The organism is Bradyrhizobium sp. 159 (assembly GCF_023073795.1).
In the GTDB taxonomy this organism is placed as follows: domain Bacteria; phylum Pseudomonadota; class Alphaproteobacteria; order Rhizobiales; family Xanthobacteraceae; genus Bradyrhizobium.
In genome coordinates, this window is the sequence record NZ_JADPKE010000065.1 from 62,847 (window position 1) to 82,614 (window position 19,768).

Genomic DNA, 19,768 nt, shown 5'->3' on the forward strand with positions numbered 1-19,768 from the left:
GCTCAGTATTCGACCCCGAGCGCGTCATAGATCCGCCGATGCACAGCCGGCAGTGTCTCGGTCAGATCCTCCGCGATCAGCCCGGGCCCCGCCTCGCTTCCCGCCTCGCCATGCATCCAGACGCCGATGCTGGCGGCCTCAAATGCCGGCACGCCTTGCGCCAGGAGGCCAGCGATGATGCCCGAGAGCACGTCGCCGGCGCCGGCGGTGGCGAGCCAGGGCGGCGCGTTGGCGGCGATGGTGGCGCGGCCGTCGGGGGCGGCGATCGTCGTGTCCGGTCCTTTCAGCAGCACGACGGCGCCGGAGCGCTCGGCGGCGGCGCGAACGCGCTCGAGTTTCGAGCGGCCCGGATGCTTGTTGCTGAGGTCGGAAAACAGCCGCGGAAACTCGCCCTCATGCGGGGTCAGCACCACCGTATTGTCCTGCGACGACTTGATCGATTCGAACAGCCGCTCGGGCTTCGCGGCAAAGCTCGTCAGCGCGTCGGCGTCCAGCACCAGGCGCCGCTGCGCCGTCAGCGCGGTGTGAACGAGATCGCAGGTGCGCTCGCCGACGCCCGCGCCGGGCCCGATCATGCAGGTGTTATAGCGCTTGTCGCCGAGGAGCTCGCCGAACTCGATCGCGGTGTCGACCGGGCGAACCATCACCGCGGTTAGCGCGCTCGCGTTGATCGCGAGCGCATCGCGCGGGCTCGCCAGCGTCACGAGCCCGGCGCCGGCCCGCAGCGCCGCGCGCGCGGCAAGCCGCGCAGCGCCCGTTGCGGCTGCATCACCGGAGACGGCCATCACATGGCCTCGCGCAAATTTGTGGCCGTCGACGCGCGGCACCGGAAAGGCGGCGCCCCAGAAATCCGGATCGTTCTCGAAGAGCTGCGGGGCGATCTCGTCCAGCACGCTTGCGTCGATGCCGATGTCGGCGACGCGCACACGGCCGCAATGCATGCGACCGGGCAGCAACAGATGCGCCGGCTTCTTGCGGAAGAAAGTCACGGTCTCCGCGGCATTCACGGCCGCGCCCATCACCGCGGCGCTGGTGCCGTTGATGCCGCTCGGCAGGTCGACGGCCAGCACCGGCGCGCCGTTGCCGTTGATCGCCTCGATCATCGCGCGCGCCTCGCCATCGACCGGACGGCTGAGACCCGCGCCGAACAGCGCATCGATGATCAGTGCCGGCTTTCCGATCGCCTGCGGATTGAACGGGAGCACCGGGTGCTTCCAGCCGCGCGCGGCCGAGGCGGCGTCACCCTGGAGCTGGTCGCGCTCGCACATCAGGATCACCGAGACCTCGCGCCCTTGGGCGGCGAGCTCGGCAGCTGCGACAAAACCGTCGCCGCCATTGTTGCCGGGACCGGCGACGATCAGGATCGGCCCCTCCTCCACCAGCGCATTGGCCGCCTCGGCGACCGCCTGGCCGGCGCCGAGCATCAGCTTGAAGCCGGGCGTGCCTGCCGCAATGCTGAGCTGATCGGCGCGCTGCATTTCAGCGTTGGTCAGAACTTCCATGCCACTTCCCTGTCCAAACGCCCGTTCAACAGGCACGTTCCGTGCCGACCCATCCCACGGACCAACGATCTGCACACATATTGAACCGTTTGCCTATTTCGTAGTCTTCGGTATTTTGTGCCGGTCGGCGCCACCCATCAGATTGTGCTCGTTAAAAGGCTGATAACGCTCCAATAATCAGGGCATTTGCAACTTGGCATAGACCCTGCTTTCGAGGAAGCCGCTTCGGTTTGTCGTGCTCACTGGCATTTATCAGGGTGTGGCCGGCCGTCGTTGCCGGGCTGGTCAGGCATTCCGGCATAGCGAAGACAAGATCGTGCGTGACAAAAGCGCATCCTGACGAAGACGTTGCTATTTGATCGAAAGGCCGGGAGGCGCGCAGTGAAGAAAATCGAAGCCATCATCAAGCCATTCAAGCTCGACGAGGTGAAGGAAGCGCTTCAGGAAGTCGGCCTACAGGGCATCACCGTCACCGAAGCCAAGGGCTTTGGCCGGCAGAAGGGTCACGCCGAACTCTACCGCGGCGCAGAATACATCGTCGACTTCCTGCCCAAGGTGAAGATCGAGATCGTGATCGGCGACGATCTGGTCGAGCGCGCCATCGACGCGATCCGTCGCGCGGCGCAGACCGGGCGCATCGGCGACGGCAAGATCTTCGTCTCGAATATCGAAGAGGCGATCCGCATCCGAACCGGCGAATCCGGGCTGGACGCTATCTGAGCCGGGTGCTATCCCGCATTTTGCGACACTCTGACAGGAAATAAGGCTGCTTCGGCGGCCTGATTTCGTTTGTACGCGCGCAAAACTCGCCCAAAGCGAGAATAATCTTGCTCATCTGGAAACCGACCCGCAGAGCCAAAAGGGGTATGCATGAAGACCGCCAAAGACGTCCTGAAATCGATCAAGGACAACGACGTCAAATACGTCGACCTGCGCTTCACCGATCCGCGCGGCAAGTGGCAGCATGTGACGTTCGACGTCAGCATGATCGATGAGGATATTTTCGCCGAAGGGACGATGTTCGACGGTTCCTCGATCGCAGGTTGGAAGGCGATCAACGAGTCCGACATGTGCCTGATGCCCGATCCGGTGACCGCGACGATCGACCCATTCTTCGCCGAGACCACGATGGTCATCACCTGCGACGTGCTCGAGCCGACCACCGGCGAGCCCTACAACCGCGACCCCCGCGGCATCGCCAAGAAGGCCGAGGCGATGGTGAAGTCGATGGGCGTGGGCGACACCGTCTTCGTCGGCCCCGAGGCCGAGTTCTTCGTGTTCGACGACGTGCGCTTCTCCTCGACTCCCTACAACACCGGTTTTCGTCTCGATTCCTCGGAGCTGCCGACCAACTCCGATACCGAATATGAAGGCGGCAATCTCGGCCACCGCGTCCGCACCAAAGGCGGCTACTTCCCGGTTCCGCCGCAGGACTCCGTGCAGGACATGCGCTCGGAGATGCTCGGGGCCATGGCCAAGATGGGCGTCAAGGTCGAGAAGCATCATCACGAAGTCGCCTCCGCCCAGCACGAGCTCGGCATGAAGTTCGACACGCTGACGCTGATGGCCGACCACATCCAGATCTACAAATATTGCATCCACCAGGTCGCGCACATCTACGGCAAGACCGCCACCTTCATGCCGAAGCCGGTCTATGGCGACAACGGTTCGGGCATGCACGTTCACCAGTCGATCTGGAAGGACGGCAAGCCGGTGTTCGCCGGCAACAAATACGCCGACTTGTCCGAGACCTGCCTCCATTACATCGGCGGCATCATCAAGCACGCCAAGGCGATCAACGCCTTCACCAATCCCTCGACCAATTCCTACAAGCGTTTGGTCCCGGGCTATGAAGCGCCCGTGCTGCTCGCCTACTCCGCGCGCAACCGCTCGGCCTCCTGCCGCATCCCTTACACCGCTTCGCCGAAGGCCAAGCGCGTCGAGGTGCGCTTCCCCGATCCGCTCGCCAATCCCTATCTCGGCTTCGCCGCGATGCTGATGGCCGGTCTCGACGGCATCAAAAACAAGATCGATCCGGGTCCGGCGATGGACAAGGATCTCTACGATTTGCCGAAGGAAGAGCTGAAGCAGATCCCGACAGTGTGCGGCAGCTTGCGTGAAGCCCTCGAGAATCTCGACCAGGACCGCGCCTTCCTCAAGGCCGGCGGCGTGTTCGACGACGACTTCATCGATGCCTATATCGAGCTGAAGATGACCGAAGTCGAGCGCTTCGAGATGACCCCGCATCCGATCGAATTCGACATGTACTATTCGGGCTGATCGGCTCGAACGCCATGCGACAAGCAAAAGGCGCTCCGAAAGGGGGCGCCTTTTCGTTTCGGAAGTTGTGGTAAGGCTATCGCAGATGACTGCTGCAATCTTGCCGAACGTGCTCGGCCTGCCTGCATAGTTCGAGGCGCACGCTGAGGCGAGCTCCTCACCATGAGGGCGTGATATTCGCCCGGGGGTCCGCCATAGGCGGGGTCCTTCGAATGTTTCTCCCGTTTAAGTAGGCATCAACATTCGAGAGGCCCATTTGGGCCGAGATGGGTCATCCGCGCCGCTTGCGGCTACGGGTTGTTAGGCCGCGGCATGAAATGGTCGAGCAAGCCCGTCGGTAGCGGAAACACGACGGTCGACGACCGTTCGCCGGCGATGTCGTGCAGAGCCGCGAAATAACGCAGCTGCATTGCCTGAGGCTCCTGCGCGAGGATCCGGCCGGCTTCGACGAGCTTTTCGGCGGCCTGCTGCTCGCCCATCGCATTGATCACCTTGGCTCGCCGCAAGCGCTCCGCCTCGGCCTGTTTGGCAATCGCGCGAACCATGGTTTCGTTGATATCGACGTCCTTGATCTCTATGCCGGTGACCTTGATGCCCCAGATGTCAGTCTGCTTGTCGAGGATCTCCTGGATATCGGCGTTCAACCTGTCGCGCTCCGCAAGCATCTCGTCGAGCTCGTGCTTGCCAAGCACCGAACGCAACGTGGTCTGGGCGAGCTGGCTCGTGGCCGCCATGTAATCGCCGACCTTGATGATGGCGCGCTCGGGGTCGACGATGCGGAAGTACAGAACGGCATTGACCTTGACGGACACGTTGTCTCGCGAAATCACGTCCTGCGGCGGCACGACCTGCACCATCACGCGTAGATCGACCTTGACGAGTTGCTGCACGATCGGAACGAGGATGATGAGGCCCGGGCCCTTCACACCGGTAAAGCGGCCGAGCGTAAAGATGACGCCGCGCTCGTATTCGCGCAGAATTCGAATGGCCTGGGACAGAAACATGATGACCAGCAGCGCGAGTGCCGCATAGGTCAGATATTCCAGCATCATGATGTACCTCCCTTACCGGTCCGCAGCGGCGCGCGCCGTATCAGCAGCGTCAGGTCGACGACGCTGGTAACTTCCACCGTCTCTCCGGGCTTGAACGTGTCGGCGCCGCGCGCCTGCCAGCGCTCGCCATGGGCGAAGACATGACCTTCGCTCCCATTCCAGTCGAGGACCTCAGCAGGCAAGCCTCGCATGGCCTGCGCGCCGACCCGTTCAGGAGCCTTGGCGGCACGCCGAAGCGAACCAAGCAAGACCAGAGCAAAGCCGACGAACACAGCTGCAGTGATGCCGATCACCGACCACGACAGGCGGTAGCCGGGCGCCTCGACCCTGAACAGCATCAGCGCACCCAGCACGAAGGCAATGATCCCTCCGAGACCGATCACCACCGTCGGATTGAAGGCTTCGACCGTGAGAAGCACGAGTCCGACCAGCATCAGGGCGAGGCCGGCATAGTTGATCGGCAGCAAATTGAGCGCATAGAGGCCGATCAGCAGGCAGATCGCGCCGACCACTCCAGGAGCGACGGCTCCGGGAGACATGAACTCGAAGATCAGACCGTAAATGCCCACCATCAGGAGAATGAACGCCACGTTCGGATCGGTGATGACCGCCAGGAAGCGGGATATCCGTCCCGGCTCGATGGCTTCGACGACAGCATCCTTCGTCGCGAGGCGTTGCGTTTTGCCGCCTGCAATCTCCACCACACGGCCATCGATCTGCCGCAGCAATTCGGCCTGATCGCGCGCGACGAGATCGATGGCATGTGCCCCTAACGCGCCATTGGCAGAGAGAGTGGCGGCCTCACGCACCGCCTTCTCTGCCCAATCCGCATTGCGGTTGCGCAGCTCGGCAAGGCTGCGGATAAAGGCGACGGCATCGTTCGTTGCCTTCGCCGTCATCGCGTCCTTCGGCTCATCCTTCTTGTCTTTGCCATCCTTCTCGGGTGTGCCGCTCGGCAGGCCCGGTAGCGGCCCGCCAATCTGGACCGGCGTCGCCGCACCGATATTGGTGCCTGGTGCCATCGCCGCGATGTGGGTCGCATAAAGAATGTAGGTCCCGGCACTCGCCGCGTGGGCGCCGGAGGGGGCGACGTAGCCGACGACAGGGATGGGCGAGGCGAGCACATCCGCGATGATCTCGCGCATGCTGGAATTGAGACCGCCGGGCGTGTTCATTCTCAGAAGCACGACCTCGGCGCGCCGTTCGCTCGCTTTGGCCAAAGCCTCCCGCACGTAGCTGGCTGACGCAGGGCCAATGGCCCCGTCGATCGAAGCAACCAGTGCAACACGGCCGCTCTCCTCCGCTGAGCTGGGAAGGAGGCAGCAGGTCAAAGCCACGACGGTAATCGCCGCAACGAGGGCCGCCTTCATGGTCTGCACGGCAAGGGCTCCCTTGCAGAGCATATGGTGGTCCTCTCGTGAACCTCAATGCTGCGCGTGGAGACCAACGTCGCGATTGTGCAACGCAATGCGATGGTCCTGCAGGATGGCGATGTGATTGGGCCAAGAGAGGCAGCGGCCGACCATGCCTAGCTGATCCGCCCGGCGCCAGGCGCTGCCGTCCTACCACCCTCACGCCGTCCGTGCCGACCGGTCCGTGCTCGCGATGATCTCGCTCGTTGGCTGCATGCCGCCGAGCGATCAGTGCGAGGGCTCGTGCTCCTCGATTCTGGCACAGACGTTGCGGCAGAAACCGGATTGCCGAAAAACCGAGGCATTCTCGCCGTGTGCTTAGCCTACGCCGCAGCCTTCTGCCGCGCCGCGAGCGCCTCGCCAAAGGCCTCGAACAGTTTGCGATTGATCGGATTGCGTTGGGGATCGTATTCGGCGTGCCATTGCACGCCGAGCGCGAAGGTCGGGGCTTCGGCGATGCGGATCGCCTCGATGGTGCCGTCCTCGGCGACGCCCTCGATCAGAACGCGCTTGCCGGGCTCCAGGATGCCCTGACCATGCAGCGAATTGACCCGGATCTTCTCGCAGCCGAGGATCTTCGCGAACGCGCCGCCCGGCGTCAGGTCGACGTCGTGGCGGTCGGCGAACACCACGGTGGGATCAGGATGGATCTCGCCATTCTCGAGCCTGGGCATGCGGTGGTTTATGCGGCCCGGGATTTCGCGGATCTCGGGATGCAGCGAGCCGCCGAACGCGACGTTCATCTCCTGCAGGCCCCGGCAGATGCCGAACAGCGGGATGCCGCGGGCGACGCAGGCCACCGAGAGCGCCAGCGCGACTTCGTCGCGGTGGATGTCGTAAGGCTCGTGCTTCTCGCAAGGATCGACGTTGAAACGCGTCGGGTGCACGTTGGCCCGGGCGCCGGTGAGGATGACGCCGTCGACAGTATCGAGCAGCGCCCCGATATCGGTGATGTCGGGCGAGCCCGCGAACATCAGCGGCAAGCCACCGGAGACCTCGGCTACGGCGCGCAGATTTCGCTCGCCGACCATCTGGACCTGAAATCGATTTTCGACGCGATGGGAATTCCCGATCACGCCGACGACCGGCTTTCTCATCTCCCGTTCCGACCTCCCGCAAGAAGATTCTCCAAACATGCCCTTGGGGGAGAACAAATTCAACAGAGGGGATCGCGGGACGGCAATGCCATTTTCGCGCAAATGCCTGGCCGGAGGGCGGCCGCGACACTGTTCGCGCTGGCCCGACGAGGCCGTGGACAACGTCAAACCGGCGGTTTTCGACCGGCTTGATCCGAGGCGGGATTTCGCGAAAGAGTGCCTCCCCGCAGCCGCCGAAAGGACCCGATGTGACCATTCCCGCAGATGAACGGCCCCGCGCCCGCGCCGATCTCGCCTGGGCGATCTCGGTCGGGGGCGTCAGTGTCGTGCTGTTCACGGCGATGCTGGTCTTCACCTGGTATTTTGCCGCCACCCTGCTGCTGATCTTCACCGGCATGCTGCTCGGCCTTGGCCTTAACGCGCTGACGGGCGCGCTTGGCCGCCGCGTGCAACTGCCCCATCCCGTCCGGCTCGCGATCGTCTGCATCGCCCTCGCTTTGATGCTCGCGGGCGTCGCCTACCTCGGCGGCGCCACCATCGCGGAGCAGGCCTCGCTGCTGAGCAAGACCATCAAGTCGCAGATCACCAACGTCAGGTCTTTCCTCGAAAACCACGGCATCGACACCAGCTTCTTCGACCTCGGCAATGCTGCATCTGACTCTTCGGCCGACGCGCCGGCGAGCTCTACGCCCTCACCAGCAGCGCCCACGCGCGGTCCTTTGCCCGGCGCCGGCGCACTCGCTTCCAGCGGCGGAGCGATTGTGAGCCAGACCTTCAAGCTGCTGCTCGGCACCATCCACGGTGTCGGGAACATTTTTATCGTGCTGTTCCTGGGGCTGTCCTTCGCGGCCCAACCCGGCGTCTATCACGACGGCCTGCTGTTCCTCGCGCCGGCCAAGCATCGTACGCGCGTCACCCTCATCATCGACCGTACCGCTGAGACGCTGGAGCGCTGGCTGATCGCGCAGATTACGGTCATGCTCGCGGTCGGGGCGGTGACCTGGATCGGCCTGGCCATCATCGGCATCCCCGGCGCGTTCATCCTGGGAATCCAGGCTGGCCTGCTTGCCTTCATCCCAACCGTCGGCGCCATTATCGCCGGCGTCATCGTGGTGCTGGCGAGCCTGGCTTCGGGCTGGATCGCGGCGCTGTCCGCGCTGCTGCTTTTCCTCGGCGTGCATGCCATGGAGAGCTACGTGCTGACGCCGCTCCTTCAGCGCCAGGCGCTGGACATTCCACCGGCCACGCTGTTCGCGTTCCAGATCCTGCTCGGCGTCGTGTTCGGAATCTGGGGCCTCGCGCTGGCGCTGCCACTGGTCGCCATTGCCAAGGTCATGATCGATCATTTCAAGACGTATGAGGCGCCGTCTCTGACCGAGGCGGCCTGAGCCTGCTCGTCAGGTCGTCAGCACGATCTCGGTGTGCTCGACTTCAGGGGGTGAAGCAAAATACTGGCCGACGAGGCCGCGCCATTCCGTGAAGTTTTCGGAGCCGCGAAAATCGACGGTGTGGTTTTCCAGGCTCGCCCACTTCACCATCAGCCGATAGCGCTGCGGCTTCTCGATCGACTTGTGCAGTTCGAAGCCGTGAAAGCCCTTGGAGCGGCCGAAGGCGGCCTTTGCCTTCGCCACAGCCGCCTCGAAATCCTTTTCGCTGCCCGGCTTGACGTCGATCTGCGCGATCTCGGTGATCATCGGTTTCCACCCATTTTTGTTCGATGGGCGTGTCTACCGCAGCCGTCGCAAAAGAAAAAGGCTCCGAAACGGCGCTTGGCCGGCTGGCAAACGCAGATCTCTCAGGCGAGCAGCAGCACGGTGCCCACCACGATGAACGCGCAACCGACGAACAGCACGAAGGGCCAGTAGCTGCGGCGTTGGCCGTATCGTCCTTGAGAACGACGCTCCGTGATCAGCGCGCGCTCGTATTCGTCCGCGGTCGAGAACAGACAGGCGAAGCCACCGCGCGCCGAGGCAGCTTGGGCTTCGAGTGACATCAGGGCGGCCTGCGGGGTCTGTCGACGGATCGATTCCATGACCATGATGGTAGGGATCGAATGGTAAACAGAGGATTACCGCAAGGTCGCCTGCCGTCTCAGGCGGTGGCCGGACGCACCTGCGCGGCGCCGGTCCGCGCCGCGCTCTGGCGGCGCCAGTTCTCCAGCGACAGCGGCAGCTCCTCCGCCGCCTCGACGCGGTTTCGGCCGCCGCGCTTGGCCTGGTAGAGCGCGGTGTCGGCCGAGGCCAGCAGCACCTCGAGCTCGGTGCCGGCCGGACCGCCGGCGACGCCGATGCTGACGGTGGTATCGACCGGACCTTCATCGACCACGACGCCGGAGGTCTCGAACGCTTCGCGCACGCGCTCGGCGACCACCACCCCCTCTTCCAGCGAACACGGCAGCAGGGCTGCGAACTCCTCGCCACCGATACGGCCCGAGAGGTCGGAGATGCGCAGGTTGTTGACGACTACGGTCGAGAACAATTTCAGCATCTCGTCGCCGGCGGGATGGCCGAACCGGTCGTTGATCGACTTGAAGTGGTCGATATCAAAGATCATCACGGTCACCGGCCGCCCGGCCTTGGCCTCGCGCTCGATCACGCGCGAGCAGGCTTCGGAGAAGCCGCGCCGGTTGAGCATGCCGGTCAAGGGATCGGTGGACGCGGCGGTCCGGTGCGCGGTCACCGTGCGCTCGGACACCAGCATGAAGATCACGAACACGGTGCCGACGGCATAGAGCACGAGTTCGACCGCGAACACGGTGACCCAGATGCTCGACGAGAAGGTCGCATCGTGGGGGCGCAGGAAGCTGCCGATGAGGATTGGCAGCATCAAGACGCAGCCATGCATCATCGGCACCGCGAAGGCCGGCCAGCGCCGTTGCAGGCTCTTGCGCCGCTCGGTCCAGAGTTCGCTCGCGGTCAGCGCCGCATAGACCGAGACGATGCCAGCACCGATGATCATACGCAGCATGGACGGCTCGGCGCCGAGCAGCGTCACGGCGGCGATCCAGGCGAGCGCGCCAAGCACGAGGCCGGGCCAGTTCGGCTTGCGGCCATGAAAGACTCGCGCGGCGTTCCAGACCATGCCGCAGGCCGCGAATCCGATCGCGTTCAGCGCGAGGTAAAGATGCGGCCCCAGCTTTTCGCCGGCCGCAGTCCACAGCGCGACGGAGGCTGCACCGAGCAGATAGGCGGTGCCCCACCATTTCAGCGCGGGGCTGTTCTCTTGCCTGCCGAAAAACACCATCATGGCGCCGAGCAGTGCGGCAACCATGGTGGCGACCAAATAGAGCGTGATGCTATCGAGCGACATCATGTCGGCCCCCTCTAGAACATAGCAGTTACGCGATCGGCACCGCCGATTTGCGCGCCCTTCCGAATGCGACGCTATGTCCCGCGGGTTCCATTCAGGTTTTCGCGCGGACCCAAGTTTTCGGGAAACACGCCATCAATTTGCGTACAAACGAACAACAAAAAGGGCGCTGAAATCAGCGCCCTTTTGCATCTCATTGAAGCCGCTTTCGCGGCGAATGCGGCCGAAATGATTAACGCTTCGAGAACTGGAAGGACCGGCGGGCCTTGGCCTTGCCGTACTTCTTGCGCTCGACCACGCGGGAGTCGCGGGTGAGGAAGCCGCCCTTCTTGAGTACGCTGCGCAGCTCCGGCTCGAAATAGGTGAGCGCCTTGGAGATGCCGTGACGGACGGCGCCGGCCTGGCCGGACAGGCCGCCGCCGGCGACGGTGCAGATCACGTCATACTGGCCGGCGCGCGCTGCCGCGACGAACGGCTGCTGGATCATCATACGCAGCACGGGACGGGCGAAATAGACCTCGACCTCACGCGCGTTGACCATGACCTTGCCGGCGCCCGGCTTGATCCAGACGCGGGCGACCGCGTCCTTGCGCTTGCCGGTAGCATAGGCGCGGTTGAACTTGTCGACCTTCTTCTCGTGCTTGGGCGCCTCGGGCGCGGCCGCCGTCTTGAGCTGCGAGAGCTGGTCGAGCGACTGGATGGATTCGGCCATGTTATGCGGCCCTCGTGTTCTTGCGGTTCAACTTGGCGATGTCGATCTTCTCGGGCTGCTGCGCCTCGTGCGGATGATCGGCGCCGCCGTAGACGCGGAGATTGCCCATCTGCACGCGGCCGAGCGGACCACGCGGGATCATGCGCTCGACGGCCTTCTCGAGCACACGCTCAGGATGCTTGCCCTCGAGGATCTGGCGCGCTGTGCGCTCCTTGACGTGGCCGACGTAGCCGGTGTGCTTGTAGTAGGTCTTCTGCTCGCGCTTGCGGCCGGTGAGGACCGCATGCTGCGCGTTGATGATGATGACGTTGTCGCCGCAATCGACGTGCGGGGTGTAGGTCGGGAGGTGCTTGCCGCGGAGCCGCATGGCGACAATGGTGGCGAGACGGCCGACGACCAGACCCTTGGCGTCGATCAGCACCCACTTCTTCGTCACCTCGGCCGGCTTTGCCGAAAAGGTTTTCATGTCAGAATTTCCGTGAGGGAGACATCGGCGCGAACACCGCACCGGACTGGGCGGTTTCTAGAGAAGAGCGGCGCAGCGGTCAATGCCCAAAGCGCGAAATTACACTAACAATATCAATGGTTTGAAATTATGGTACTAATATACCTGCAAAAACCTCAAACATTTGGAATGGAATAGGTGGAGGTGACATGCGCGATTGGGTCGGGCGAGGTTCCGGACAGCAGATTTACCTCGCCGACCGCAAGGCGCTTGCCGAGCTTGAGCAGCCGCGCCTCCGCCAGCACGTCCTGCCCCGGCTGGCCCTTGCGCAGGAAGTTGATGTTGAGATTGGTGGTGACCGCCAGCCCGATCGGCCCGATCGCCGACAGCAGCACCACGTACATGGCGAAATCGGCCAGCGCCATCAGCGTCGGGCCGGACACGGTTCCGCCCGGCCGCAGCATCCTTTCGCTGTAGCGCTGACGCAAAAGGCAGGTTTGGCCATCGGCGCTTTCGATCGTAACGTCATCGCCGCTGAAGGCCTGGGGAAACTCGTCGCGCAGAAACTGCTCGAGCTCTGCCACGCTCATTTTTGCTAACGCCATGCTGTTCCCCACCCTCGCTTCATGTCCCCTGGTACATTAAGTTATCTGCGTCATCCAAATGCAATAATCTAACCGGAAACGCTTCGATGTCCGCCCAGGTCGCCCGCGCCCCTTCCCCGCAACCGCCGATCCTGCTGCGCGAAATCGTCGGCAGCATTGCCATCCTCACGCTGAACCGGCCCGAGGCCCGCAACAGCCTCTCTGAGGCGATGATCGGGCATCTGCACGCGAGCGTGAATGCGATCGCCGAGGACAAGCGTATCCGCGGGGCCGTCATCGCGGCCAACGGACCGGCATTCTGCGCGGGCCACGATTTGAAGGAACTGAGCGGTCGCCGCGTCGATCCTGATCACGGCCGCGCCTATTTTGCGCAGATCATGACCGCCTGCAGCGCCATGATGCAGGCGATCGTGCGCCTGCCCAAACCGGTCGTCGCCGCGGTCCAGGGCGTTGCCACCGCGGCCGGCTGCCAGCTGGTTGCAAGCTGCGATCTCGCGATCGCCTCGGACGCTGCGAGCTTCGCCACGCCCGGCGTCGATATCGGACTGTTTTGCTCGACGCCGATGGTGGCGCTGTCGCGCAACGTTCCGCGCAAGCAGGCGATGGAGATGCTGCTGACGGGCGAGCCGATTCCGGCCGCGCGCGCCCGCGAGATCGGCCTTATCAATCGCGTGGTCCCCGCCGGCACTGAGCGCGAGGCCGCGATTGCGCTCGCAAATCAGGTCGCGCTGAAATCCGCCTACACCGTCAAGCTCGGCAAGGAGGCGTTCTATCGCCAAGCCGAGATGAGCCTTGCCGATGCCTATCGCTATGCGGCAGAGGTGATGACCGAGAACATGATGGCGCGCGACGCCGAGGAAGGCATTGGCGCCTTCATCGAGAAGCGTACGCCGACGTGGCGGGATGAATGATAACAAGAAAAGATAAGAGATGAACCACGACGCCTACCCCGACAATTACATCCGCGGCATCCTCAACAGCGTGAAGTCGATCGCAATGGTCGGCGCCTCGCCCGTCAACGTGCGGCCGAGTTATTTTGCGTTCAAATATCTGGCGCAGCGCGGCTATGACATGATCCCGGTCAATCCCGGCCATGTCGGCAAGGAGCTGCTCGGAAACCCCTTCGTCGCCTCGCTCGTAGACATCGGCCGTCCCGTCGACATGATCGACATTTTTCGCAACTCGAGCCACATCATGCCTGTCGTCGAAGAGGCGCTCACGCTCGATCCGCTGCCGAAGGTGATCTGGATGCAGCTTGGCGCGCGCGACGACGCGGCGGCGGCGAAGGCAGAGTCCGTCGGCATCAAGGTGGTGATGAACCGCTGTCCCAAGATCGAATACGGCCGCCTGTCGTCCGAGATCTCCTGGATGGGCGTCAATTCACGCACGCTCAGTTCCAAGCGCGCTCCGGCACCGACGCAAGGCATGCGGCTATCCCTCAATCGGATGAGTGTCGGCGGTGGCGACACCGCGGCATCCGATCGCGCCGCCAAAAACAAGACCGAGCAGCGCTGACGCGATCGCGAAGGATTCATTTCGCGATCGCGACAATGCGTAGCACGATCGTTCCGATGTGAAGCAGCAGCTTGACGGCGGATGCCGCGCCGATCAGCATGCCGCGCGATTTCAGATCAAGAGAACAGGACGCCTCAATGAGCGATCGCCTTCCAGGATTTTCCACGCTCGCCGTGCATGCCGGTGCACAGCCCGATCCCACCACCGGTGCGCGCGCAACTCCGATTTATCAAACGACGTCTTTCGTGTTCAACGATGCCGACCACGCCGCCTCGCTGTTCGGTTTGCAGGCGTTCGGTAACATCTATACCCGCATCGGCAATCCCACCAACGCGGTGCTGGAAGAACGTGTCGCGGCGCTCGAAGGCGGCACGGCCGCGCTTGCGGTGGCCTCGGGCCATGCTGCGCAAGTCGTGGTGCTGCAGCAATTGCTCCAGCCCGGCGACGAATTCATCGCGGCGCGAAAGCTCTATGGCGGCTCGATCAATCAGTTCACGCATGCGTTCAAGAGCTTTGGCTGGAACGTGGTGTGGGCCGATCCCGACGACATCGCAAGCTTCGAGCGCGCGGTGACGCCGCGCACGAAGGCGATCTTCATCGAGTCGATCGCTAATCCCGCCGGCGGCATCACCGACATCGAAGCGATCTCGACGGTGGCGCGCAAAGCCGGCGTGCCGCTGATCGTCGACAACACGCTGGCCTCGCCCTATCTGATCCGCCCGATCGACCATGGCGCCGACATCGTCGTGCACTCGCTGACGAAATTCCTGGGCGGCCATGGCAATTCGCTGGGCGGTATCATCGTCGATGCCGGCACCTTCGACTGGTCCACCGGCGGCAAATATCCGATGCTGTCGGAGCCACGGCCCGAATATCACGGCATCCGCCTCCAGGAGACCTTTGGCAATTTTGCCTTCGCGATCGCCTGCCGCGTGCTGGGCTTGCGCGATCTTGGGCCGGCGCTGTCGCCGTTCAACGCCTTCATGATCCTGACCGGCATCGAGACGCTGCCGCTGCGCATGCAGAAGCACTGCGACAATGCCAAGGCGGTCGCCGAATTCCTCGTCGGCCACCCGGCGGTGGCTTCAGTCAGTTATGCCGGCCTTCCGAGCGACAAATACAATCAGCTCGCGCGCAAATATGCACCGAAGGGCGCGGGCGCCGTGTTCACCTTCAGCCTTAAGGGCGGCTATGATGCCGGCGTCAGCCTGGTGTCGAAATTGCAGCTGTTTTCGCATCTGGCCAATGTCGGCGACACCCGCTCGCTGGTGATCCACCCGGCTTCGACCACGCACAGCCAGCTCGACGATGCCGCCAAGATCAAGTCCGGCGCCGGCCCCGACGTGGTGCGGCTCTCGATCGGCATCGAGGACAAGGAAGATCTGATTGCGGATCTGGAACAGGCGCTGGGCGCGTAAGGCTTTGGCGTCATGCCAGGGGGCGCGTAGCGCTGAACCCGAGATTCCGGGTTCGGTGCTTCGCCCGCGCGGAATGGCTCACGTCAGTTAACAGTCGTTAACCATATCTGCCGCATACATCGTCACTGGATCCCTCCTTTGATTCGGAGCCGACGATGCTGCGCTGGATGGTGCCTGCCCTTGCGGCGATGCTGACGGTTTCAACCGCGCTGGCTGCCGATCTGCCGGCCACGCCGCAGCGGCGCGCAGCTGTTCCGCCGCAGGAAGCGCCAAGAGTCTATGTCGAGACCGATCCCGACGCGCTGATCTCGCCGGCCTATGGCATCGGCAGTTACATCCGCAACCTGCCCGGCACGCCGCTGCTGCCCGGCTCGCACACGCTGCCGGGCTATTACGGTCGCCCCTGGGATTACGATTATCAGGGCCCGTATTACGGCGGAAAGCAGGTCGACTATTTCTGGCGACTGCCCTACGCGTGCGGCATCTATGGCTATTGCTGATCAGCTCGCCTGACCGAGCGGAACACCGCGCGGCCGCGCCTCGATCGACTGCCGCGAAGCCAGTCGCTCCGTCTGCACCACCGCGAGTATCAACACGACGATCGCGACCGCCTGGTGCGCAAGCGCCAGTCCAATCGGAACCTGGTTGAGCAGCGTCAGGATACCGAGCACCGCCTGCATGCTTACCGCAGCCAACAACCACAGCGCGCCGCTTGCCGCCGCACCTGCGCGCGAACGCACGGCGTCAACCGCGTGCAGCGCCGCCAGCACGAACAACGCGTACGCGGTCATACGGTGCTCGAACTGCACCGTCAGCACGTTGTCAAACAGGTTGCGCCACCACGGCGTTTCGAACCACAGCCGTTCTGCCGAAGGAATGAACGCGCCGTCGATCTGCGGCCAGGTGTTGTAGGCGCGTCCGGCGCGCAGGCCCGCGACCAGCGCGCCGAAATAGATCTGCACGAAAGTCACGACGAGGAGCAGCGCGCTCGTGAACCGCAGGCGCGCAGGTGCTGCGATCTGCGGCCGCTCCTTGAGCCGCCGCACCGTCCAGACGATGCCGGCGAAGATCAGAAGCGCGAGCACCAGATGCGTCGCCAGCCGATATTGCGACACCTCGATGCGTTCCGACAGGCCCGAGGCCACCATCCACCAGCCGACCGCGCCCTGAAGCCCGCCGAGCGCAAACAGCAGCCATAGCCGCCGCTTCAGCTCACCCGACAGACCGCCGCGCCATAGGAAGAACAGGAACGGCAGCAGATAGGCGATGCCAATGAAACGGCCGAGCAACCGGTGGCTCCACTCCCACCAGAAGATCTCCTTGAACTCGGACAGGCTCATGCCTGCATTGAGCTCGCGATATTGCGGGATCTTCTTGTAGGCCTCGAACGCCTCGGTCCACTGCGCCTCGGTGAGCGGCGGCACGCTGCCCGTTACCGGCTTCCATTCGACGATCGAGAGGCCGGATTCCGTCAACCGCGTCGCGCCACCGACCAGCACCATCAGCGCGATCAGCGCGGCCACGGCGATCAGCCACACGCGCACGGCGCGATGCGGTTCGGACGGGGCGGAAATCGTCGTCATTAGGGCAAAAACCAGGACTTGAACCAAGGAGGCTTGAACCGGACTGCGCGCCCCTTATAGTCCCCCGCTCCCGCAGCGCAAGTTACGCCAACGCAGCAAGCTCCCGCCATGACGATCCGCACCCGCAAGTTCCTCGGCGCCATCCTGCTCCTGATGCTGGCCACGGTCTGGGCCCTGCTCGGCATGGCGCTGGCGCAGATGCCGTGGATCGCCGAGTCCGGCTGGCGCCAGGCGATCTACTACGTGGTCGTTGGCATGGGATGGGTGCTACCGGCGATGCCGATCGTGAGCTGGATGCAGCGTCCCGATCGCGCCAAGTCCAGTTCGCAGCCCTTCTAGTTCGCGGCACTGCCGGTCGGCTTCACCGGCGCAAAGGCAACGCCGGACACCAGCACGCGCATCATGCGCAGCGATCGCACCCGGCCGTCCCACGAGATCCGCGGCAGCGCGCGCAGATTGGTGCGTCCCTCTGCATCCACGATGCCCGGGATCGTCGACACGGCGCTGGCAAAGCCGGCCTCCTCTGCCATCACGACGTGGCTGCGCCCAAACGAAGAGCGATCGCCGAACGGAAAGGCGAAATGCCTGATCTCGCGGCGGAAAGCCGCTTCCGCGACCGCCTTGCCCATGGTCATCTCGCGGAGCGCGGCCGCATCCTTCATGTTAGCGAGAACAGGATAGTTGACGGTCGCGCTGCCGATCGTGACGAGCGGATCGGCGGCGAGCTTCGTCAGATCTTCCCAACCCATCGACGCCTCGCGCGAGATCGCGGCGAGGTCTATCCGGTAGCGCGCGCAAAGATCGGCGATCGCCGCCGACAGATCCGCCGGCGGTAGCGAACGCAACCAGCTCTCGAGATACGAAAACAGCGCCTGCTTCTCGGCATTGTCGGTGACGGTGAAGCGCTGCTCCTTCTCGCCCATCATCAGGCTGATGCGGCTCTCGCGCGCGATCATCCGTTCGAGCCCGAACCACCAGGCTTCGCCGACGCCGTCGGGAAAGGCGGTAGGGACATAGATCGTGCAAGGCACAGCGTGCCGCGCCAGCACCGGATAGGCGAAGTTGATGAAATCCTTGTTGGCGCCATCGAAGGTCAGCGCCACGAAGCGCCGCTTCTCCGGCAGCGTCACCGCGCGGCGGCAGACCTCGTCCATGCCAAGGAAATCGTACTTCCACTGCTTCAGCGCGCGAATGGCGCGGTCGAGGAACTGCGGCGTGATCTCGTGCGCCCCCAGCGGCTGAAAGCCGCCGCGCCGCCGCGGCCGCACATGCGCAAAGCGCAGGATGGCGCCGGCACCACGGCTGCGCAACGCAGCCTGGCCGCTGAACCAGGCCAGCTCAAGCCGAAGACGCTCCAGCCATCTGTCGTCGGATGCCAAGGTCCCCACCTTCGCGCAGCCCCCCTGTTCCCTTTCCTATCGTCATTACCCTTTGTTGACATTTGTTTGCAAAGGTCGGCCACCGGCCGAAATACGTATATTTTCGATTTCTCGACAGGTTTCGCGAATGACCATGGCTGCGGCGATGCAAAGCCGGACGGCAGAAGCGCCAGCGCGGTCGAAAGCGGGCCGCATCGGCCAGGTCGATATCGTCGCTGATCTCGACGAGGCCGAGGCGGTCTGGCGCGCCTTCGAGGAGAGCGGCCACCTCTTCACGCCGTATCAGCGGTTTGACCTGCTCGGTCCCTGGCAGCAGTTGGTCGGCAAACGCGAGGGCGCGCGCCCGTTCGTCGTGATCGCCCGCGACGTCGAGTACCGGCCGCTCGTGCTGCTGCCGCTGTCGCTGCGCCAAGCCCACGGCGTGCGCACGGCCTGCTTCATGGGCGGCAAGCATACCACCTTCAACATGGGCCTGTGGAACGTCGAATTCGCGGCACAGGCCGTCCTCGCCGATCTCGATGCGCTGTTTGCGCCGCTGCGCGAGCATGTCGACGTCCTCTCGCTGACGCAGCAGCCTAAGCGCTGGCACGATCAGCAGAACCCGTTTGCGCTGCTGCCGCGGCAGAGCTCGGTCAACGGCTGCCCGTTGCTGGCGATGGAGCCGGGCGGTCCGCCCGCATCGCGGATCAGCAATTCCTTCCGTCGTCGCCTCAAGAGCAAGGAGAAGAAGCTCCAGGCCCTCGCGGGCTACCGCTACCACCTTGCGACCACGGATGCGGACATCGTGCGCCTGCTCGACTGGTTCTTCCGCGTCAAGCCGGCGCGGATGGCGGAGCAGAAGCTGCCGAACGTCTTCGCCGAACCGGGCGTCGAACAATTCATCCGCAGCGCCTGCCTTGCCCGGCGAGGAGAAGGACGCGTGATCGACGTCCACGCGCTCGAATGCGACGAGGAAGTGATCGCGATCTTTGCCGGCGTCGCCGACGGCCAGCGCCTCTCGATGATGTTCAACACCTACACGATGTCCGAGAATGCCCGCTACAGTCCCGGTCTGATCCTGATGCGCTACATCATCGACCGCTGCGCCGAGCGCGGGTACCGCTCGCTCGACCTCGGCATCGGCTCGGACGACTACAAGCGGATGTTCTGCAAGGACGACGAAGACATTTTTGACAGCTTTGTCCCGTTGACCTCGCGCGGAAGGCTCGCGGCGGTGGCAATGTCCTCGCTGAACCGTGGCAAGCGGCTGGTGAAGCAGAACCAGATGCTGCTCGACCTGGCGCGCAGTCTGCGTCAGGCGTTCGGGTAAGGTCGGCGCCCTCGTCTCTCCATTTGCGGGCTGCCTCTTCCCTCCCCTGGAGGGCAGGGGAATCGCATGTGAGCGTTCTCTGTAAGGCATTGCGAATTGGGCAGAAATCGATTCTGAAGGTGGCTCCTGAGTTGGAAGGAGCGGCCGATG

21 protein-coding genes are annotated in these 19,768 nt (G+C 63.9%); 9 read left to right on the forward strand and 12 right to left on the reverse strand.

The genetic code is table 11. The features are described from left to right. Positions 1-2: 2 nt before the first annotated feature. Positions 3-1,502: an NAD(P)H-hydrate dehydratase gene (locus IVA96_RS17870; protein WP_247277113.1), complete on the reverse strand. Its 1,500-nt coding sequence runs from the start codon at positions 1,500-1,502 to the stop codon at positions 3-5. A gap of 381 nt (positions 1,503-1,883) precedes the next feature. On the opposite strand from IVA96_RS17870, the gene IVA96_RS17875 reads away from it, so the two are divergent. Both IVA96_RS17875 and glnA read left to right on the forward strand, forming a co-directional pair. After that, positions 1,884-2,222 (forward strand): P-II family nitrogen regulator, encoded by a 339-nt coding sequence (locus IVA96_RS17875; RefSeq protein WP_007603495.1) that lies wholly within the window; start codon positions 1,884-1,886, stop codon positions 2,220-2,222. A 150-nt stretch (positions 2,223-2,372) separates the two neighbouring features. Continuing rightward, a complete protein-coding gene (gene glnA / locus IVA96_RS17880) occupies positions 2,373-3,782 on the forward strand; it encodes a type I glutamate--ammonia ligase (protein WP_247277112.1) in 1,410 nt (469 codons plus the stop codon). A 290-nt stretch (positions 3,783-4,072) separates the two neighbouring features. Here the strand turns inward: glnA and IVA96_RS17885 are convergent, their stop codons facing one another. The 3 genes from IVA96_RS17885 to IVA96_RS17895 all read right to left on the reverse strand — a co-directional run bounded on the left by IVA96_RS17885 (position 4,073) and on the right by IVA96_RS17895 (position 7,343). Continuing rightward, positions 4,073-4,834, reverse strand: coding sequence for a slipin family protein (locus tag IVA96_RS17885; protein ID WP_247277111.1), 762 nt, complete (start codon positions 4,832-4,834; stop codon positions 4,073-4,075). Then, positions 4,831-6,213, reverse strand: a complete 1,383-nt coding sequence (locus tag IVA96_RS17890) for a nodulation protein NfeD (protein ID WP_247277110.1) — start codon at positions 6,211-6,213, stop codon at positions 4,831-4,833. The genes IVA96_RS17885 and IVA96_RS17890 overlap by 4 nt, the downstream gene beginning before the upstream one ends. A gap of 356 nt (positions 6,214-6,569) precedes the next feature. Continuing rightward, entirely contained in the window at positions 6,570-7,343 is a 774-nt protein-coding gene (locus tag IVA96_RS17895; RefSeq protein ID WP_247277109.1) for a gamma-glutamyl-gamma-aminobutyrate hydrolase family protein, read from the reverse strand. Positions 7,344-7,591: 248 nt separating this feature from the next. Here IVA96_RS17895 and IVA96_RS17900 point away from each other — a divergent pair, with 248 nt between their 5' ends. After that, positions 7,592-8,731 carry an AI-2E family transporter gene (locus IVA96_RS17900; protein ID WP_247277108.1) on the forward strand — a complete coding sequence of 380 codons (1,140 nt, stop codon included), beginning with the start codon at positions 7,592-7,594 and terminating at the stop codon, positions 8,729-8,731. Positions 8,732-8,740: 9 nt separating this feature from the next. On the opposite strand, the gene IVA96_RS17905 is transcribed toward IVA96_RS17900, so the two are convergent. From IVA96_RS17905 to IVA96_RS17930, 6 genes are all read right to left on the reverse strand, one after another. Next, a complete protein-coding gene (locus tag IVA96_RS17905; RefSeq protein WP_247277107.1) occupies positions 8,741-9,037 on the reverse strand; it encodes an antibiotic biosynthesis monooxygenase family protein in 297 nt (98 codons plus the stop codon). Positions 9,038-9,138: 101 nt separating this feature from the next. Continuing rightward, entirely contained in the window at positions 9,139-9,375 is a 237-nt protein-coding gene (locus tag IVA96_RS17910; protein ID WP_247277106.1) for a hypothetical protein, read from the reverse strand. Positions 9,376-9,434: 59 nt separating this feature from the next. Beyond that, positions 9,435-10,655: a GGDEF domain-containing protein gene (locus IVA96_RS17915; RefSeq protein ID WP_247418476.1), complete on the reverse strand. Its 1,221-nt coding sequence runs from the start codon at positions 10,653-10,655 to the stop codon at positions 9,435-9,437. Between the two features lie 229 nt (positions 10,656-10,884). Continuing rightward, on the reverse strand, positions 10,885-11,364 hold the full coding sequence (rpsI, locus tag IVA96_RS17920; RefSeq protein WP_247277104.1) for a 30S ribosomal protein S9: 480 nt from the start codon (positions 11,362-11,364) through the stop codon (positions 10,885-10,887). A gap of 1 nt (position 11,365) precedes the next feature. Next, positions 11,366-11,830, reverse strand: coding sequence for a 50S ribosomal protein L13 (gene rplM / locus IVA96_RS17925; RefSeq protein ID WP_011087726.1), 465 nt, complete (start codon positions 11,828-11,830; stop codon positions 11,366-11,368). Positions 11,831-11,985: 155 nt separating this feature from the next. Continuing rightward, positions 11,986-12,414, reverse strand: coding sequence for a PaaI family thioesterase (locus tag IVA96_RS17930; RefSeq protein ID WP_247277103.1), 429 nt, complete (start codon positions 12,412-12,414; stop codon positions 11,986-11,988). A gap of 86 nt (positions 12,415-12,500) precedes the next feature. On the opposite strand from IVA96_RS17930, the gene IVA96_RS17935 reads away from it, so the two are divergent. The 4 genes from IVA96_RS17935 (at position 12,501) to IVA96_RS17950 (ending at position 15,847) form a co-directional block, all read left to right on the forward strand. Then, the gene (locus IVA96_RS17935) at positions 12,501-13,325 is read left to right on the forward strand and encodes an enoyl-CoA hydratase (RefSeq protein ID WP_247277102.1); all 825 of its coding nucleotides are present in this window, start codon (positions 12,501-12,503) and stop codon (positions 13,323-13,325) included. Between the two features lie 19 nt (positions 13,326-13,344). Further along, positions 13,345-13,929 (forward strand): CoA-binding protein, encoded by a 585-nt coding sequence (locus IVA96_RS17940; protein WP_247277101.1) that lies wholly within the window; start codon positions 13,345-13,347, stop codon positions 13,927-13,929. A 137-nt stretch (positions 13,930-14,066) separates the two neighbouring features. Then, the gene (locus IVA96_RS17945) at positions 14,067-15,347 is read left to right on the forward strand and encodes an O-acetylhomoserine aminocarboxypropyltransferase (protein ID WP_247277100.1); all 1,281 of its coding nucleotides are present in this window, start codon (positions 14,067-14,069) and stop codon (positions 15,345-15,347) included. 155 nt (positions 15,348-15,502) lie between these two features. Continuing rightward, positions 15,503-15,847 carry a hypothetical protein gene (locus IVA96_RS17950; protein ID WP_247277099.1) on the forward strand — a complete coding sequence of 115 codons (345 nt, stop codon included), beginning with the start codon at positions 15,503-15,505 and terminating at the stop codon, positions 15,845-15,847. Here the strand turns inward: IVA96_RS17950 and IVA96_RS17955 are convergent, their stop codons facing one another. Beyond that, a complete protein-coding gene (locus IVA96_RS17955) occupies positions 15,848-16,930 on the reverse strand; it encodes a COX15/CtaA family protein (RefSeq protein ID WP_247277098.1) in 1,083 nt (360 codons plus the stop codon). It abuts the gene before it with no gap. A 108-nt stretch (positions 16,931-17,038) separates the two neighbouring features. Between IVA96_RS17955 and IVA96_RS17960 the strand changes: the two genes are divergently transcribed. Next, complete coding sequence (locus IVA96_RS17960) at positions 17,039-17,269, forward strand: DUF2842 domain-containing protein (RefSeq protein ID WP_247277097.1); 231 nt, start codon at positions 17,039-17,041, stop codon at positions 17,267-17,269. Here the strand turns inward: IVA96_RS17960 and IVA96_RS17965 are convergent. After that, on the reverse strand, positions 17,266-18,309 hold the full coding sequence (locus IVA96_RS17965) for a polysaccharide deacetylase family protein (protein WP_247277096.1): 1,044 nt from the start codon (positions 18,307-18,309) through the stop codon (positions 17,266-17,268). The genes IVA96_RS17960 and IVA96_RS17965 overlap by 4 nt on opposite strands. 127 nt (positions 18,310-18,436) lie before the next feature. Between IVA96_RS17965 and IVA96_RS17970 the strand changes: the two genes are divergently transcribed. Next, a complete protein-coding gene (locus IVA96_RS17970) occupies positions 18,437-19,618 on the forward strand; it encodes a GNAT family N-acetyltransferase (protein WP_247277095.1) in 1,182 nt (393 codons plus the stop codon). Positions 19,619-19,768 lie beyond the last annotated feature (150 nt).